Annotated in this window: 14 protein-coding genes; 2 read left to right on the top strand and 12 right to left on the bottom strand. The window is 69.5% G+C overall.

What is annotated here, in order from left to right:
* Positions 1-72 precede the first annotated feature (72 nt).
* The 9 genes from AB0878_RS27240 to AB0878_RS27200 all read right to left on the bottom strand — a co-directional run bounded on the left by AB0878_RS27240 (position 73) and on the right by AB0878_RS27200 (position 9,774).
* A complete protein-coding gene (locus AB0878_RS27240) occupies positions 73-1,866 on the bottom strand; it encodes a feruloyl-CoA synthase (RefSeq protein WP_366583082.1) in 1,794 nt (597 codons plus the stop codon).
* A 40-nt stretch (positions 1,867-1,906) separates the two neighbouring features.
* Positions 1,907-2,383 carry a MarR family transcriptional regulator gene (locus tag AB0878_RS27235; protein WP_366583081.1) on the bottom strand — a complete coding sequence of 159 codons (477 nt, stop codon included), beginning with the start codon at positions 2,381-2,383 and terminating at the stop codon, positions 1,907-1,909.
* 27 nt (positions 2,384-2,410) lie between these two features.
* A complete protein-coding gene (gene asnB, locus AB0878_RS27230) occupies positions 2,411-4,246 on the bottom strand; it encodes an asparagine synthase (glutamine-hydrolyzing) (RefSeq protein ID WP_366583178.1) in 1,836 nt (611 codons plus the stop codon).
* Between the two features lie 165 nt (positions 4,247-4,411).
* Positions 4,412-5,002, bottom strand: a complete 591-nt coding sequence (locus AB0878_RS27225) for a TetR/AcrR family transcriptional regulator (RefSeq protein WP_360594985.1) — start codon at positions 5,000-5,002, stop codon at positions 4,412-4,414.
* Positions 5,003-5,024: 22 nt separating this feature from the next.
* A complete protein-coding gene (locus tag AB0878_RS27220) occupies positions 5,025-6,329 on the bottom strand; it encodes an ABC transporter substrate-binding protein (protein ID WP_366583080.1) in 1,305 nt (434 codons plus the stop codon).
* Positions 6,326-7,396 (bottom strand): branched-chain amino acid ABC transporter permease, encoded by a 1,071-nt coding sequence (locus AB0878_RS27215; protein ID WP_366583079.1) that lies wholly within the window; start codon positions 7,394-7,396, stop codon positions 6,326-6,328. The genes AB0878_RS27220 and AB0878_RS27215 overlap by 4 nt, the downstream gene beginning before the upstream one ends.
* Positions 7,393-8,271: a branched-chain amino acid ABC transporter permease gene (locus tag AB0878_RS27210; RefSeq protein WP_366583078.1), complete on the bottom strand. Its 879-nt coding sequence runs from the start codon at positions 8,269-8,271 to the stop codon at positions 7,393-7,395. Before AB0878_RS27210 ends, AB0878_RS27215 begins: the two co-directional genes overlap by 4 nt.
* Positions 8,271-8,978, bottom strand: coding sequence for an ABC transporter ATP-binding protein (locus AB0878_RS27205; RefSeq protein WP_366583077.1), 708 nt, complete (start codon positions 8,976-8,978; stop codon positions 8,271-8,273). The genes AB0878_RS27210 and AB0878_RS27205 overlap by 1 nt, the downstream gene beginning before the upstream one ends.
* Positions 8,971-9,774 carry an ABC transporter ATP-binding protein gene (locus tag AB0878_RS27200; RefSeq protein ID WP_366583076.1) on the bottom strand — a complete coding sequence of 268 codons (804 nt, stop codon included), beginning with the start codon at positions 9,772-9,774 and terminating at the stop codon, positions 8,971-8,973. Before AB0878_RS27200 ends, AB0878_RS27205 begins: the two co-directional genes overlap by 8 nt.
* A gap of 244 nt (positions 9,775-10,018) precedes the next feature.
* Between AB0878_RS27200 and AB0878_RS27195 the strand changes: the two genes are divergently transcribed.
* On the top strand, positions 10,019-12,121 hold the full coding sequence (locus AB0878_RS27195) for a DUF6351 family protein (RefSeq protein ID WP_366583075.1): 2,103 nt from the start codon (positions 10,019-10,021) through the stop codon (positions 12,119-12,121).
* Here the strand turns inward: AB0878_RS27195 and AB0878_RS27190 are convergent, their stop codons facing one another.
* Positions 12,122-12,601, bottom strand: a complete 480-nt coding sequence (locus AB0878_RS27190) for a hypothetical protein (protein WP_366583074.1) — start codon at positions 12,599-12,601, stop codon at positions 12,122-12,124.
* 84 nt (positions 12,602-12,685) lie between these two features.
* A complete protein-coding gene (locus tag AB0878_RS27185; RefSeq protein ID WP_366583073.1) occupies positions 12,686-14,224 on the bottom strand; it encodes an alpha/beta hydrolase domain-containing protein in 1,539 nt (512 codons plus the stop codon).
* 263 nt (positions 14,225-14,487) lie between these two features.
* On the opposite strand from AB0878_RS27185, the gene AB0878_RS27180 reads away from it, so the two are divergent.
* On the top strand, positions 14,488-15,948 hold the full coding sequence (locus AB0878_RS27180) for an alpha/beta hydrolase (protein WP_366583072.1): 1,461 nt from the start codon (positions 14,488-14,490) through the stop codon (positions 15,946-15,948).
* Between the two features lie 51 nt (positions 15,949-15,999).
* Here AB0878_RS27180 and AB0878_RS27175 read toward each other — a convergent pair whose 3' ends face one another.
* Entirely contained in the window at positions 16,000-16,407 is a 408-nt protein-coding gene (locus AB0878_RS27175; protein WP_220243591.1) for a YbjN domain-containing protein, read from the bottom strand.
* Between the last annotated feature and the right edge of the window lie 184 nt (positions 16,408-16,591).

Below are 16,591 nucleotides of genomic sequence, written 5' to 3'. Positions count from 1 at the left end.
TATTGTCTGCCCCGCCTCCGGCGTGGCGTGCGAGATCGCCCAGGAGCCGACGCCTCGAGGGTCCTCAACCGATCATCCCGCGACGATCACCGCGGCGTCCGGTTCACCAGCGTAAAGGCGCTCGACGAGCGCCACGCGCCGGGCCAGCACGCGGCGCTGGTTGAGGTAGCCCTTGTCCGTGATCTCGCCCGCGTCGAGGTCCGGTGGCTCGGCCAGCACCACGAGCCGCTCGACGCGACCGGCCGAGCCGGCCGCCGCGTTCATCGCGGCCAGCAGCTTCCCGACGTGCGCGCGCAGCTCGGCGTGCACCACGCAGCCGTCCGAGGCGTCGAGCGAACCCGCGAACAACCCGCGCGCTTCGGCCTGGTTGAGCCACGCCAGCGCACTGACGTACGAGCGGTTCTCCCCCGCGATCACCGCGTCGGACAGCAGCGGCACGGCCGAGAGCAGCGCCGTGCGCAGCGCGCCGACGCGGACGAACGTGCCCGTGTCGAGCTTGAAGTCCTCCGCGATGCGGCCGCCGAACAGCAGCCCCGCGTTCGGGTCGGCCGAGACCGGCACGGCGGCGTCGCCCGTGCGGTAGAAGCCTTCCTCGTCGAACGCCGCCTCCGTGAGGTCGGGCCGGTGCAGGTAGCCGGGCGTCACGGAGGCACCGCGCACGCGGATCTCCCGCGCCTCGCCCACGGCCGCGAGCTTGACCTCGAGGCCCGGCAGCGGCACGCCGATGCACCGCGCGTCGTCGAACGGGAAGTGGGCGCTCGTCACGGCGGGCGCGGTCTCGGTCGCGCCCCACGAGCTCGTCAGCGGCACGTCGACGCCGGCCGCCCTGGCCGCTTCCGCCAGGCGCGTGCGCAACGCCGCCGGCAGCGCGGCCGCCGCGTTGAACAGCAACCGCAGGCGCGAGAAGAACGCACGCGCGAAGTCCGGGTCCTGTTCCAGCACGGGCACGAGCTGCGCGTAACCCGCGGGCACGTTGAAGTACAGCGTCGGCCGCGCCGAACGCAGGTTCTCCAGGCTGCGGCCGAACAGCTGCGGCGCCGGTTTGCCGTCGTCCACGTAGAGCGTGCCTCCGTTGTGCAGCACCAGATCCACGTTGTGGTTGCCGCCGAAGGTGTGGCTCCACGGCAGCCAGTCGACGAGCACGGGCCGCTCCTCCACCAGGAACGGCCACGCCTGCCGGATCGACTGCTGGTTCGCGCACAGCATCCGGTGCGTGTTGAGCACGCCCTTCGGCGAACCGGTGGAGCCGGACGTGAAGAGCACCTTCGCCAGCGTGTCCGGTCCCGTCGCGGCGTACGCGGCTTCAAGCTCCGGGCCCGGTGAAGTGGCCAGCAGATCGTCGAGGGACGCCGCGCCCGGCACGGCGTCGACCTCGCGCGCCAGGACTACTTCCGGCCCCTCGACCGCGGCGAGCGCCTTCGCGAACGGACCACCGGCCTCGGCGAACACCAGGCCCGGCTTCAGCACCTTCGCGATCTCGCGGATCCGCGCGTGGTCTCCGCTGAGCAGCGAGTACGCGACGCTGATCGGCGCCACCGGCACGCCCGCGGTCAGCGCGCCGAGCGTGAGCACGAGGTGGGCGACGGAGTTGCCCGAAAGGATCAGGACCGGCCGGTCCGGACCCAGGCCACGGTCGAGCAGCGCCTGCCCGAGCGCGTCGGCGCGACGGCGGACCTCGCCGTACGTCAGCGTCGCCCAGCCGTCGCCGTCGCGTTCGGCCACCAGCGGGTGGTCGGGGTCCACGCGCGCCCAGGCCCGCAGCATCGTGGCCACGCTGCGCGGGTAGGCACCCAGCGGGTCGCGGGAGCGGAAGACGACGCTCCCGTCCGGCCGGTCTTCGCGTTCGACGTCGGGTTCAGCGAACATTCGACCGTCTCCTCCTCGAGACCCGCTGTTTCTCACACAACTATTGTGGGTCGCGAGGAATTTGTCGAATGTCAGTTTCCGCGCCGTCGGTCATCCGGCGCAGCACCGCGCCCGCCTTGAGCAGCAGCTCGACCTCGTCCTGTTCGAGGTCGCCGAACCGCTCCACGAGCACCCGCGCCTCGTCGCGCACCACCGCGCCGAGGCGGCGGCGGCCCTGCGGGGTGAGGTGCACGTAGCTCACGCGCTTGTCGCCTGCGTCGGCCGCGCGCGCGACGAAGCCGGCCTCCTCCATGGCGTGCACGACCTTCGTGGCCGTGGGCTGGGAGCAGCCGACCTCGTCGGCGAGCGCGCCGATGCGCAGGGGTCCGGACCGGGCCAGCTTGGCGAGCACCAGCAGCTGAGTACGCGGCAGGTTGTCGGGCGGCGCCGCCCGATGCAGCTCGCGCAGCAGCCGGTACAGCGACAGCACGAACTGGAACGCCTCGTCGGCGTCGACGTCCGGCGACTCGCCCGCCATGGCCCGCTCCTCACCCTCGTGGTCACTTCACCGGATGCGCAGCTCCGGTGAGTACAGATCGAACCAGGTCGCGAAGTTCAGCACACGCTCCACGAGTGGCCGGAGGAAGGGCACGGTGTCCTCCCGGGCAAGCAGCCTCGTCAGCAGGCCGCGGTCGAACAGGTCGAACACGGGGTGCGCCGGCGCGGCCAGCAGGTCGCCGACCTGGTCGCGCAGGGCTTCGAGGTACTTCGGGTCCTGCGTCGACGGGTACGGGCTCTTCACCCGCTCGGCCACCGACGTGGGCAGCACGTCGCGGGCCGCCGCGCGCAGCAGGCTCTTCTCGCGGCCGTCGAACGTCTTCGTCGTCCAGGGCGTGTTGTAGACGTACTCCACGAGCCGGTGGTCGCAGAACGGCACGCGCACCTCGAGGCCGGTGGCCATGCTCAGGCGGTCCTTGCGGTCGAGCAGGATGCGCACGAACCGCGTCAGGTGCAGGTAGCCGATCACGCGCATGCGACGCTCGTGCTCGGTCTCGCCGGGCCGGGTGCCGGCCTCCGCGACCGCCGCCGAGTACGAGTCGCGCAGGTGCGTGGCGAGGTCCAAAGAGGACCGCACGCCGTCGGCGAAGATCTGGCTCACCCCGCGTTCGCCCGACTGCAGCCGCCGCGCGAGCCACGGGAAGGTGTCGGCCTGCTGCACCTTCGGGTCGTGGAACCACGCGTAACCACCGAAGACCTCGTCGGCCGACTCGCCCGACAACGCGACGGTGGAGCGCTCGCGGATCGCGCGGAACAGCAGGTACAGCGAGCCGTCCATGTCGCCGAGGCCTGTCGGCAGGTCGCGAGCCCGCACCACCGCGCGGCGCACGGCCGGGTCGGCGAGCTCCGCCGAGTCGAGCACGATGTCCTGGTGCATCGAGCCCACGTGCTCGTGGACGTCACGCACATACGGCGCTTCCGGCGTGGCCCGCAGCGCGTCCGGCACGAAGTTGTCTTCCTGCCCCACGAAATCCACCGCGAAGCTGCGCACCCGCTCGTCCTGGTCGGCGAGCTGCAGGGCGGCCAGCGCGGTGATGACACTGGAGTCGAGGCCGCCCGAGAGCAGCACGCAGCGCGGGACGTCGGCCACGAGCTGGCGGCGCACGATGTCGTCGAGCAGCTCGCGCACGTGCTGCACGGTCACGCCGATGTCGTCGGTGTGCTCGGCCGGCTGGAGCTGCCAGTAGCGGCGCACCTTCAGGCCGGTGCGGTCCAGCGTCACGACGGTGCCGGGCTCGACCTCCCGCATGCCCGCCCACACGGCCTGGCCGGGGTTCTTGGTGAACGACAGGAGCTCCCGCAGGCCGTCGGTCTCCACGACGGGCCGGATCTCCGGGTGCGCGAGGATCGCTTTGGGCTCGGAGCCGAACAGCAGCCCGTCGCCGTGCGGCGAGTAGTACAGCGGCTTGATGCCCATCCGGTCGCGGATCAGGACCAGGCGCTCCTCGCGCGGGTCCCAGATCCCGAACGCGTACATGCCGTTGAGGCGTTCGGCCAGGCCGGTGCCCCATTCCAGGTAGCCGCGCAGGACCACCTCGGTGTCGCTGTTGGTGGTGAAGCGGTGCCCGCGCGTCTGCAGCTCCGCGCGCAGCTCGGCGAAGTTGTAGACCTCACCGCTGTAGGTCAGCGCGACCGTGCCGCCGGCCTCGGCCGTCATCGGCTGCGTGCCCAGCTCGAGGTCGATGATGGCCAGGCGCCGGTGCCCGAACGCCGCGTGGCGGTCGAACCACGTCCCGCTCGCATCCGGCCCGCGGCAGGCCATGGTGGCGGTCATGGCCGCCACCGTCTCCCGCTCGGCCGTCAGGTCGCGGCCGTAGTCGACCCATCCCGTGATCCCGCACATGTCCAGCCCCCGGAACATTTTCGAAGAGAAACATTCACAGGGAATGAAACTGGTCTCCGGGTGCGAGCGCCACCCGGACGAACCGGACGCGAGCGTGCCGATCCGACCCGGACGCCGAGCTTTCCGCTGCTGGAGAGACCAGCGAACCAAGAGGGGTGACGTGCGTCACGAAGTGGGGTAGAGCCGGCCCATCAGTTCGAGGACCTCTTCGATCATCTGCCCCGCCTTCGCCTTCGACGGAGCGGCCGCGACCTCACGGCCCGCCTCGGTCGACATCGCGGTGAGCGAGAGCACGAGCATGTCCGAAAGCGGCCGGGTATGGCCGTTGACCAGCGTGGCGTTGGCCGTGAGCCACTCCCGGAACCGCTCGCGCGTGAGCAGGCCGAAGCCCGCCGGGCCGTTCCCCGAGAGGAACAGCCGGGCGAGCTTGCGCTCCTGCCAGCACCCTTCGAGGTAGGCGCGCGCTCCGGAGATGTAGAGCCGGAGCGCGTCCTCCTCGCCCTGCGCCAGCGCCGTGCGGAACGCCTTGGCGGACCGGTGCTGCTGGCGGCGGTTGTACTCGTTGTAGAGCGTGATGTACAGATCGGACTTCGCGACGAAGTGGTGGTACAGGCTGCCGATGCTGGCGCCGGCCCGTTCGGCGATCGCGGCCATGCTCGCCTGGTCGTACCCCGACGCGGTGAAGACCTCACCGGCCGCCTCGAGCAGCGCCGCGCGGGTCGCTTGCGCCCGCTTGCTCCCTGTCGCCTCCGTCATGGCGTGATTGTGCCGGACGGACTCACGCCGCGGGGATGCCGTTGGCCGGTGCCTGTGGTTGCGGTTGTGTGTAGGGGGTCACGGGACCGTCACCGTCGTCGGTCGTGAGCGGCGTTCCGGACGACACCTGCTTGCCGTCCTTGATGGTCGCGATCTGCCCACCGGTGTAGCCCGCGTGCGAGTCCGCGCCGTAGCGGAACGGCACCAGACCCGGCCCGGTGAGCCCGCCCTTCTTCAGCGCGTCGATCACGCCCTGGCGCGTCGGGTTCTGCCCGGCGCGGGCGAGGGCCTGCGTGAAGGTGTAGGCGTAGGCCATGGCGTAGTACACGTTGCCGTCGAACGGCACATTCGGGATGTACTGGTCGTGGATCTTCTTGAACAGCGCGGTCCACGAGTTGCTCGTGTCGTCGAGTGCCGGCAGGTAAGCCGACGTGACCAGGCCTTCGATGAGGTCCTGCCCCTTCACCGACGAACCCGCCTTCTTGGCGAAGTTCTCCAGCAGCCCCGACACGGTGATCGGGTCGGCGCCCACACTGGACGCGACGAGCGTCGGCGAGTAGCCGAGCTTCAGCGAAGTCAGCTTGAACAACGCGGTGTAGGCCGGGATCGCCTCGAGCACCACGACGTCGGCCTTCGACGCCGCGATCGCCGACACCTGCGCGGCCACGTCGGTGTTGCCGGGCTGGTACGGCTGGCGCGAGACGACCAGGCTCTGGTCGATGTACTTGTCGAGGCCCTTCATGCCGTCGCGGCCGAAGTCGTCGTCCTGGTAGAAGTACGCGACCTTCTTGCCCGCCAGGTTCTTCTTCACGTAGTCGCCGAGGATCTTGCCCTCCACCGTGTAGTCCGGTTGCCAGCCGAACGTGTAGGGGTTCTTCTGCGGCTGGTCCCAGCACGTGCAGCCGGACGCGACGAACAGGTCGGGCACGCGCGAGGAGTTGAGGAAGTCCACGACCTTCGTGTGCGTCGGCGTGCCGAGCGAGCCGACGATCGCGAACACCTTGTCCTGCAACACGAGCTGCTTGGTCAGCGTGACCGTCTGGGCCGGGTTGTAGGCGTCGTCGAGGTACTTGAGGGTGATCTTGCGGCCGTTGATGCCGCCGTTGGCGTTGACGTAGTCGAAGAACGCCTTCGCGGCCGGGCCCTGCTCACTGTAGCCCGGCGCGGCCGTGCCCGTGAGCGGAATCGTGGACCCGATGGTGACGGTGTCGGCGGTGATCCCGGGCGTCGCCTCGGCGGCGTCGTCACCCGAGGCGCAGGCCGTGGCGGTGAGGGCGACCACCGCGGCCAGGGCGACCGCGACGGATGCTGGTCGGCGTACGGTCATCTTCTCGTCTCCTGACGGGTCGGGAGTGGACGGACGAAACGAGCCTTGAGCAAGGCGCCGAGCTTGCGGACCCCCGACTGGATGCCGCCGGGGAACGCGATGATCACCACGATCAGCACCAGCCCGTAGAGCACGAGCGGGATGTTCGCGTAGATCGCGCGGGGCAGGTCGGCCTGCTGCGCCAGGTCGGCGGTCCAGTTGGGCAGCAGGGTCACGATCACCGCGCCGTACACCGCGCCGGCGAGGCTGCCGAGCCCGCCGAGTACGGCCGCGGTGAGCAGGGACAAGGAAAGGCTCAACGTGAACGCACCGGGCGCGGCCAGGCTGTTGACGATCGCGAACAGCCCGCCCGCCAGGCCCGCGAACGCCGCGCTGATGCCGAACGTGACGATCTGCGTGCGGGCCACGTGCACGCCCGAGAGCGCGGCGGCCTGCTCGTCCTCGCGCACCAGGCGCATGTCGCGGCCGATCCGGCTGCGAGTGAGGTTCGCCAGCAGGAACAACGTGACCACCAGGCAGAGGCCGCAGATCCAGGCCTGCCAGCGTTCCAGCGGGAAACTTTCGCCGAGGGAGAGCGGCGGCGGGTCGGAGGTGACGATGAGGCCGTTGGCACCGCCGAGCAGGTCGCGCAGGCCGTGGTAGTCGGCCAGCGAGGGCAGGCCGACGGCCAGCGCCAGCGTCGCACCCGCCAGGTACGGGCCACGCAGCCGCGCCGCCGCCACGCCCACGAGCGAACCCAGTGCGCCGCCGACGACCACCGAACCGAGCAGCACGAGCACGAGCGGCCAGTCGAGGTGTTCCAGCAGCAACGCCGTGGTGTAGGCACCGACGGCCACGAACGCGCCGTGGCCCAGCGAGATCTGGCCGGACAGTCCGGAAAGGACGGTCAGGCCCGCCGTCGCGATGGCGGTGTAGCAGATCTGGGCGAACTGCAGGTTCGCGAACGAGTCGAGCGAGGTCGTCACGAAGTACAGCACGATCAGGCCCAGCAAAGAGAGCGTGAGGTGGCGGACGAGCGTGGACCGCTGCCAGAACCGGACCGGGGCCGCCGCGGCGAGCGCCGTCATACCCGCCTTCCCTTCGTCGAACCGAACAGCCCTTGCGGACGCAGCATCAGCACCCCGATGAGGACGACCAGCGAGGCCAGCGTGACGATGTCGGACCCGAGGTAGCCGGCCACGTAGCTGAGCACGATGCCGAGTGCGAGCCCGCCGACGACCGCGCCCGGCGGGCTGTCGAGGCCGCCGATCACCGCCGCGGTGAAGCCGAACACCAGCACCGCGTCGAACGCCGTGGGACTCACGAACGTGCTGGGCGCCACGAGCACCCCGGCGATCGCGCCGACCGCCGCCGCCAGAGCCCAGCCGACCGTGAGCATCCGCCCGACGCGCACGCCGAGCAGGCGCGCGACTTCCGGCGCGAACGCCGAGGCCCGCATCCGCAGGCCGAGGTTCGTCTTGCGGAACACCAGCGCCAGCACGACCATCACGACCAGGACCACGAGCACGATCCACAGGTCGTTGGGCGCGAACAGCAGCTGCCGGTCGCCCGCTTTGAACCCCGCGATGTCGAACGCCGGCGGGTACGAGCGCGGGGTGCCGCCGAAGAGCATCCCGGCCACGCCCTGCAGCAGCACGAGCAGGCCGAAGGTGACCACCACCGCGTCGAGCGGCGACCGCTTCTCCACCGGCCGCACGAGCACGCGTTCCACCACGGCGCCGAGCACGAGTCCACTGAGGACGGCCACGATCAGTGCCAGCCAGTACGAGCCGCCGTGGGAGACGATGGTGTAGGCGATGAACGTGGTGATCATCAGCATGCCGCCCTGCGCGAAGTTCACGATCCGCGTGGAGCGCCAGATCAGCACGAGCGCCAGCGCGACGGCCGAGTACACGGCCCCGCTGGTGAGCCCGGCGAGGGTCAGGTCGAGGAAGCGGCCCATCACACCTCCAGGTAGGCGCGGCGCACGCGGTCGTCGGCCGCGAGGGTGTCGGCGGTGTCGTCGGCGACCTTGCGGCCGAGGTGCAGGACGACGGCCCGGTCGGCGACCGACAGCGCGGTCGCCGCGTTCTGCTCCACCAGCAGCAGCGTGAGGCCGTTCTCCTCACGCAGCGTTCGCAGCACGGCCACGATCCGGGCCGAAACCCGTGGGGCGAGGCCGAGTGAGGGCTCGTCGAGCAGGAGCAGCTCGGGGCGGCTCATCAACGCGCGGCCGATGGCGAGCATCTGGCGTTCGCCGCCGGAAAGCGCTTCCGCACGCTGGTGGCGGCGTTCGGCCAACGGGGGGAACAGGTCGTACATCTCGCCGGTGCCCGCTTTGAGCCACTGGCGCTCGCGCCGCCACAGGCCGCCGAGGCGCAGGTTCTCCTCCACCGTCAGCTCGGCGATCACGCCGCGGCCCTCGGGCACGTGGGCGACGCCGAGGCGGACGAGGTCTTCCGGGGCCAGGCGGGTGATGTCGTGACCGTCGAGCTGCACGGCGCCCTCACGGGGGCGGTGCAGACCACTGAGCGCGCGCAGCAGGGTCGTCTTGCCGGCGCCGTTGGAGCCGAGCACCGCGGTGATGGATCCCTGCTCCACCACCAGGTCGACGTGGTCGAGCGCCCGCACCGGCCCGTAGTCCACGACGAGGCCGCTGACGTCAAGCATGCGCACCGCCTTGTCCCGCTGTCACCGGGTCGCCGAGATAGGCGCGCTGCACCTGCGGGTCGGCCCGCACCTGCGCCGGCGTGCCGCGGGCGATGACCTCGCCGAAGTCGAGCACCACGAGCCGGTCGCACAGGTTCATCACGAAGTCCATGTGGTGCTCCACGAGCATCACGGTCGTCGCCGGCGCGAGGCCGCGGACGATGTCGGCCAGCTCCCCGACCTCCGACGCCGACAGGCCGGCCGCCGGTTCGTCGAGCAGCAGCAACCGGGGCTCGCTCACCAGGGCGCGCGCGAGGGCGACGCGTTTGCGCACGCCGTAGGGCAACCCGGCGCAGATCCGCTTCGCGTCACCGTCGATTCCGAGCTCGCACAGCACCTCCATGGCGCGGGCGGCGAGGGCGCGTTCGTCGCGGTCGGCCCAGGGTGACGCGAGCAGCGCGCCGCCGAGACTCGTGCGCGAGCGGTGCGTGGCGCCCGCGACCACGTTGTCCAGCACGGTCAATCCGGCGAACAGACCGAGTCCTTGCAACGTGCGGGCGATGCCGTGGCGCGTGAGCCGCTCGGGCCGCGGGCGGTCGAGGGCTTCGCCGGCGAAGGTGATCGTGCCGGAGTCGGGCCGGACGAACCCGCAGATGGTGTTGAACAGCGTGGTCTTGCCCGCACCGTTCGGGCCGATGACGCCGAGTACGCACCCGGCGTGGACCTCCAGCGAAACCTGCCTGAGCACCTCGAGCCCGCCGAAGGAGACACAGAGTCCCTCCGCGCGCAGGAGTACAGGATCCTCGACCACGCTCACCCCACCGCCTCGTTGCAGTGACACCGGCAAAGCAGAATCCGATTCGGACGCGACGAACAGTACAGACATCTCCGTGGCTTGCCCAGACCTGTTATCGGGCCGAGCTCGCGGTTACCGAAGCTTGATCCAGCTCGCCGTGATCAACTAGGGCGGCCGAATGTTGTTCTGGCTAAGTAACGCGTGCTATACCCGGCACTTGCGTGGCACCGCACCCGAGCGGTGCCGTGAGCAACGAGGTGCGAAGTTGAGAAACCGTACTTGGCGCTCGACCGCGGTAGTGGCCGCTCTGGCCGTGCCGATCCTCCTCACGACAGCGGCGACCTCGGCCGTCGCGCAACCGGGCGGGCATTCCCGCTTGGCCATCACGACCGTCTCCAACCCGCGGCCCGATCTGGTCAGCGGAGGCCAGGTCCTGGTCAGAGTCACGCCGCCGGACACGCGCTCCACGGTGCGTGTGTCGGCCGGCGGCCACGACGTCACGCGCTCGTTCCACGCGTCGCGGGACGGCAGCCTGCTCGGTCTCGTCACCGGACTGCGCAACGGGCCGACGGACCTGGTCGCCACGGCCGGGCACGATCGCGCGAGCGTTCGCGTGGTGAACCACTCGATCACCGGCCCGGTGTTCTCCGGGACGCAGCAGAAGCCGTTCTACTGTGAGACCACGGCGTTCGGCCTGCCGCCGGCGACCATGCCGCTGTGCAGCGCGCCGACGCAGGTTACCTACCAGTACAAGAACACCGCCGGGAAGTTCGTGGCCCTGGCCGACCCGGCCAGCCGCCCGGCCGACCTCGCCACGGCGGCCGGTGGCGTGCCGTACATCGTGCGGGTGGAGCGCGGCACGATCGACCGCGCGGTGTACGAGATCGCGGCACTGGCCTCCGGGCCGGCCACACCGTCGCCGTTCACCGCCACTCCGGGCTGGAACGGCAAACTGGTCTATACCTTCGGCGGCGGCTGCAACTCCGGCTACCACCAGGGCAACGGCACCGGTGGCGTGGTCAACGACCTGTTCCTCTCGCAGGGCTACGCGGTGGCGTCGTCGAGCCTGAACGTGCTCGACAACAACTGCAGCCCGATCATCTCGGCCGAGGCCGCGATGATGGTGAAGGAACACTTCGTCGAGACCTACGGCCCGGTGCAGCACACCATCGGCTGGGGCGGCTCCGGCGGCGCGATCCAGCAGTACGACATCGCCGAGAACTACCCCGGCATCGTCGACGGCATCATCCCCGGCGTGTCCTTTCCGGACCCCATCACCACAGCCGGCCCGGTGGCCGACTGCCGGTTGCTGAACCGGTACTTCACCACCGCCGGCTTTACTGATGCCCAGAAGCTCGCCGTGGCGGGCTGGAACTCGTACTCTTCGTGCCTTTCGTGGGACGCCACCTTCGCCAGCCGCGCGACCGCCACGGACAGCTGCAACTCGGCCATCCCCGTTTCGGTGCGCTGGGACCCGGTGACGAACCCGCACGGCGTGATCTGCAATTCCAACGAGCAGTTCGCGAACCAGCTGGGCCGGGATCCGCGGACCGGGTTCGTGCGGAACACGCTGGACAACGTCGGTGTCCAGTACGGCTTGGACGCACTGAAGGCCGGCACGATTTCGGCCGCACAGTTCGTGTCCTTGAACGCCTCGATCGGCGGGCTGGACTACACGGGCAAGCCGGTGGCCGCCCGGTCTTCCGCTGACCCCAAGGCCCTGGACGCGCTGTACCGCGACGACATCTTCAACTCCGCGTCGCAGGGTTTGGCGTCGACGCCGATCATCGACCAGCGCACGGACCTCGACCTGGCCGGTGCGGGTAACGACATCCACACTTCGGAGTGGTCGTTCGTCATGCGCCAGCGGTTGCTCTCGGCCAACGGCACCGCGGCCAACCAGGTCATCATCGCCAACCACCCGACGGCCGGCGAACAGGCAGCGGCGAGCGCTTACGAACTCGACGCCATGGACCGCTGGCTGACGGCGATTTCCGCTGACCACTCGGGCCGTAGTGCTGCTTCCAAGGTGATCGCTGCTCGGCCGCACGACCTCTCGGACGGCTGCTACCTCTCCGCGACCCAGCGGGTGCAGGAGAAGCTGACCGATCCGTCGTCCGGCCAGTGCGGTGCGCTTTATCCGGTCGCGGAGAACACCCGGATGGCGGCTGGTGAAGGGTTGGCCATGGACGTGCTGAAGTGCCAGACCCGCCCGCTGGACTTCGGCTCTTACCCGGTCAAGTTCACGTCCGCCGAGAAGGCCACCCTGCGGGCCACCTTCCCAACGGGGGTTTGTGACTACCGCCGGGACGGCGTCGGGGAGCGTCAGCCTGCCGGTGTGTGGCGAAACTACGGCAGCCGCGCGTAGCTAGATAACCGCGACTGCGGCCGGCAGCTTCCTCACCGGGAGCGGCACACTCCGACCAGGGAGCTGCCGGCCATCTCTTGGGCCGCCAATCAAAATTGCACACTTTCCAAGAACTTGCCAATCAAGCATTTTCATCGCACTTGCCAGCCCAAGAGAAACCTCCAAAGAATTCTCTTTGAAGAATCCGATTTTTATGTAAAAATCCTCTTCGCAAGAGAACAGAGTTGGAACGACTACCAGCGCAGCCAGTAGCGTGTGCAGCTCGTCGATCGAGAATCTACTAGCCTCCGAACTTGCTACCTTTCCACGCAGCAAGGATATCTGACTCCCGGTACAGCCAATCCAAACGCGCAAAACCAGATCAGACTCAGGGCGATTGTCCATAAAAACGAGGAGCGATTCGATCAAATCAACCTGCGGCACCGTCAGCCGCAAAACATACAATTCACCGTCTCGAGCCAATGAAATTTTAGTTCTCATCGCGCAACAGCCTACTTGAATTCCGACCGGGCCCGCACTCGAGCGGCGCGAGTGCGGGCCCGGCCATGCCACAAGGGCCGCGGGTCAGAACAGCTTGCGCTTCGCTGCCTGGTTGATCAGGGTGCGGCCGTCCTCCGGGAGGAGGAAGTGCTGGGTTTCCAGGCGTTGCACGACGTCAGCGACCTGCTGCCGGTAGTCGGCGGTGCTGTAGTACAGCGAATGAAGCTGCGCGGCGTCGAAATCGCGGTGTGTGCCGTAGAGAACGCAGAACGAGGAAAGCGGATTGTCGAGGTTGGCGGGTGAGTTGATGCCGTCGTTGAGGCCGGTCGGAACTTCCACGTCGGGCAGGCGGATGCCGCCCTGGGCGAGGCCGAGGGGGTCGCGGGCCAGAACCGCGGGTGGGCCCGGGTCGATCAAGGCCAAGGGCGCCGCGCGGCGGGGTGTGATGCCGCGGCTGACCCACTTGTCGAGGGCGTCGTAGGCGGCGTGGAAGACCGTCCAGGACTCGACCTGGCTCGGGCCGGGGTTGGCGCAGGCGAAGGGGGCCTGCTCGCCGAACTCGCGGGACTGGATGGCGCCGAGCGTGGTGCGGAAGTCGTTCGGGTCGGTGCCGGTCGAGTAGGCGGGCACGTGGGAGGCGCCGGCGATTTCCCACGTGCGCAGGGAATCGCTGTCGGGCGCGGTTTTGCTCGGGACACCGGCGCCGCGGTAGACATCGTTTTCGGTGTAGACGCGGATGGCCTTGGTGCCGACGCCCTCGCGCGGGGGCAGGGAGCTGTCGGAGAGGGCGAACAGGAAACCGTCGTAGACGTGGCGCAGCGGCTGCACAGTGTTGTAGTACACGCCGAGGTAGCGGCCGGACTGCGAGGCGCCGCCGGCGTACACGCGGTCGATGCCGAGGTCGGCCAGCGGGTTCTTCTTGCCGCGGCCCTTGAGCAGCTGCGCGATCTGCGTGTAGATGTCGAACGACTGCGAGTCGTCGAGGACGGCGCCGCCATTGGTGACGTCGAGGGAGCCGTAGCGCTGCGGGCTCCACTGCGTGAGGCCGAGGCCGGCGGTGCCGCCCGTGGTGGCGCCGTTGACGCCGACGTGCTGCACCGAGGCGCCCACCCACGTCCAGCCGTTGCGGACGTAGTAGTCGGCGCTCGTGCCCCACTCGGTGTCGATGTCGTGCCCGGCGGTCACGTTCTGCCAGTCGACCACGGCGACGCCGGCCGACTTCGCGGGCTTCACCGGGCGCCGCACCACGATGCGGGTCGTGTACGGCGTGGTGCCCAGCGGCGTGGCGGCCTGCTTCTGCTCGTCGACGGTCGGGTTCGGGTTGTACCGCGTGGCAGTGCCCGAGATGAAGAACTCCTCTTCCTCGTAACCGGCCTTCTTCAGGTCGTACGGGGTCGAGTAGAAGACGTAGTCGTGCGCAGGGTCCCCAGGTTTGCCCTGCGACGGGATGGGACCGGTGATCTTCGCCGGGCCGTTGCCCGGAGCGGACGTCGGGGGCGCCTTCGCGACGGGAGCGGAGGGAGCCGCAGGAGCGGCCAGCGCCGGCGTCGCGGCGAGCAGGAGCGTGAGCGGTGCCAGGAGGATGGTGGTTCGCAGTCTTCGTTGAGTGCGGTTTCCGGACATGTACGTCCCTTCACGAGGGTGACAGCCTCTTTCCGGCGCCGCCAGTGAACGCCCGCTTAGTGAGCCATGTCAAGAATCTCATTCGGTTTTGACCGGTGGCGACCACCGGATTAGCCCGGACGTACGACAGCAGCCACCGAACTCCATTCTGTTTCCAGGAAGTCCACATCAGACGGCGCCCCGCTCTCGCCAGGCCGGGAACGCGTTCTTCTGGCAAGATCCACGCCCGAACGGTTGATCTTCACCACCGGAAGGCGTGACGCATGGCCCTGGGCAGGAAGCTGACCGTCGTCACCGCGACGGCCACCACACTCGCGGCCCTGCTCGCCGCCCCGGCCGGCGCCGCGCGCGAGACCGTCGACTGGAAACCGTGCCCCACCGCCGCCGGCGTCGACTGCGGCACCGTCACCGTCCCGATCGACTGGGCCCATCCGGGTGACGGCACGATCCAGCTCGCCCTCTCCCGGCGCAAAGCCACAGACCCCGCGCACCGCATCGGCTCCATCCTCATGGACCCCGGCGGCCCCGGCGGCGCAGGCGCGGGCGAGGTGCAGGACGGCTGGACCCTGTCGCCCGCCATCACCGCCCGCTTCGACACCGTGGGCTTCGACCCGCGCGGCGTCGGGCAGAGCAGCCCCGTGCGCTGCGGCCTCACCGAGGTCACGGCCCCGAACCCGCAACTGCCGAAGAGCGTTGCCGAGTTCCGCCAGCTCACCGCCCGCAACCAAGCCCTCGGCACGAGCTGCGCGAAGACCACCGGACCGCTCGCCTCGCACGTCGACACCACGAGCGTCGCCCACGACATCGACGCCATCCGCGCCGCGCTCGGCGAAAGCAAGCTGACGTACTACGGCACCTCCTACGGCACGCTCATGGGCCAGGAGTACGCCGAGGCCTACCCCGACCGCGTCCGCGCGCTGGTGCTCGACGGGACGATGGACCACTCCGTGCGCAGCACCTGGGAGTTCCTGAGCTCACAGACTCGCGCGACGCAGGAGATGTTCGGCCAGTTCGCGCACTGGTGCGCCGCCACCGCGTCCTGCGCCCTGCACGGCCAGGACGTGCGCTCGGTCATGGCCCAGCTCTACTCCCGCGCCGAACACGGCACCCTCGGCACCCCCGACGACCCCCTCGACCCGGTCGCGCTGATGGGCATGATCACCCACGCCTTCTACGGCCCCGACTGGTCCGGCCTCGCCACCAGCATGGTCAACCTGCGCGACGGCAAACCCGCCGAGTCCGCGTTCGGCGACATCACCGTGCCCACCGCGTTCAGCAGCATCTTCTGCTCCGACTGGCGCCTGCCCGTCAGCGGCTACGGCGAACTCGAGACCTTCCGCCGCTCGCTGGGCGCCATCGCCCCCGACATCCGGTTCTCCCCCCTGGCCTGGACTTCCGCCACCGGCTGCCTCGGCTGGCCCGGCACCGTCCGCGACCCGCAGCGCGCACCCGGCTTCCTGGGCAACCTGCCCGTGCTGCTCCTGAACAGCCGCTACGACCCCGCCACGCCCTACTCGTGGGCCCAGCACGTCTCCCGCCAGACCGGCGCGCCCCTCCTGACCTACGACGGCTGGGGCCACGGCGCCTACTTCAAGAACAGCGACTGCATCGTGTCCACCACAGACAAGTTCCTCATCGACGGCACCCTCCCGCCCAAGGGAACCCACTGCGCCGCCGTGACTCCCGGCACCTCGAAGTCCCGAATGGACGGACCCACCTACTGACCGACGAAGGGCCTCCCAGGTTTCGCCGGGAGGCCCTTCTCGCGTCACAGGTCAGTAATCGTCCCGCCCGGTGAACTGCTGCTCCAGCAACTCCGCCGACCCGGCCACCAGCTCCAGCGGGTCGGTGAACTCGTTGATGTCGAGGTTCACCAACGGCAACGAATGCCGCAGCACCACGTGCTCCCCCATCACCACGATCCCCCCGACCACGAGCGTGTGCCCCACCTCGGTCAGCACGTCGAGCAGATCCACCTCGTCCACCCGCGCGAACGGCGTCGCGATCTGCACCCAGTCTTCCTTCTTGTCGAAGACCTCATGCGCGACCACCACCACCTGCGCCCGCCCGGTCGTCTCCGCATCCTCCCCGAACGCCATGCGAATCCGCACCTCGTCGGGCTCCTCCCGGATCACCCGGTACTCCTGCCTCATGAACGCGACCAGATCGGCCCATCCCGCCACGCGGCTTCCTCCGTTTCGTGAGTGAACACGGGGAAGCGTAGTGAAGGTCCGGCCACCAGGCTGGGCGTTGTCGCTAATGTCCGTTTCCGCGGTATGGCGCAGCCCGATCGGCCTACACTATCGGCGGATTCACCCCACCACGCACAGCCTCTCACCAGCTCGCCCTCGAACCGCCGCAACACAC

Source organism: Amycolatopsis sp. NPDC047767 (assembly GCF_040704195.1).
Classification (GTDB): domain Bacteria; phylum Actinomycetota; class Actinomycetes; order Mycobacteriales; family Pseudonocardiaceae; genus Amycolatopsis.
This window is presented reverse-complemented; position numbering and strand designations above follow the sequence as displayed.